Source organism: Actinomadura sp. 7K507 (assembly GCF_004348425.1).
Taxonomy (GTDB): Bacteria; Actinomycetota; Actinomycetes; order Streptosporangiales; family Streptosporangiaceae; genus Spirillospora.
This window is the reverse complement of the sequence record NZ_SMKK01000543.1, coordinates 1-941: the sequence shown is the minus strand read 5'-3', so window position 1 is coordinate 941 and position 941 is coordinate 1. Positions and strand designations below refer to the sequence as shown.

Annotated in this window: 1 protein-coding gene; it reads left to right on the top strand. The window is 72.9% G+C overall.

Annotation, left to right across the window (positions count from 1 at the left end; genetic code table 11):
• Window positions 1-941: serine/threonine-protein kinase (locus E1285_RS45165; protein ID WP_132161047.1), on the top strand; the 941-nt coding region annotated here is incomplete at both ends.

The following is a 941-nucleotide window of genomic DNA, read 5'->3' as shown; positions in this document are numbered from 1 at the left end:
GGATGGGGCTGGTCTACCTGGCCCGCTCGCCCGGGGGGCGGCTCGTCGCGGTCAAGGTCATCCACACGCACCTGACCGATGACCCGAGGTTCCTGCAGCGCTTCCGGAGCGAGGTCCGCGCCGCCAGGGCCGTGAGCGGCTTCTACACCGCCCCGGTCATCGACGCCGACACCGACAGCCGGCCGGCCTGGCTGGCGACCGCGCACGTCCCGGGGCCCGACCTCGCCACCGTCGTCAAGACCCGCGGACCGCTGCCGGGGCCGTCGGTCACCGCTCTCGCGGCCGCTCTCGCGGAAGCGCTCAAGGCCGTCCACGCGTCCGGGGTGGTCCACCGGGATCTCAAACCGTCCAACATCCTGCTCGCCCAGGACGGGCCGCGAGTGATCGACTTCGGGATCGTGCACGCCCTTGACGGCCCCGCGACGTTCGGCGGGCTGGTCGGGACGCCCGGCTACATGTCGCCGGAGCAGGCCAGGGGCGGAGAGATCGAGCCGGCGAACGACGTGTTCGCGCTGGGCAGCGTGCTGTACTTCGCCTCCACCGGCCGTCCGCCGTTCGGAACCGGCGACCTTCCCGTGATCCTGCACCGCGTCGTCCACGAGGAGCCCGATCTGGCCATGGTCCCGCGGGCGCAGCGGGACCTGGTCGCCCGTTGCATGGCCAAGCGGCCGTCCGAGCGCCCCAGCCCGGACCAGATCCTGGACGCGCTGGCGGCCTCGATCGCGGCGGCGGACCACGTGGACTGGGCCGAGTTGTACGGCACGGTGATCGATGCGTACGCCACCGAGACCGCCGCCTACACCAGGGGGGAGCCGGAGCCTGATCCCGAGCCGGAGTCTGGTCCCGAGCCCGAGCCCGAGCCCGAACCGGTGCCGAGGCAGACGACTCAACTGGAACCGGAGGAGACGGTCCAGCCGGGACCCGTGCGCGAGCCCGAACCC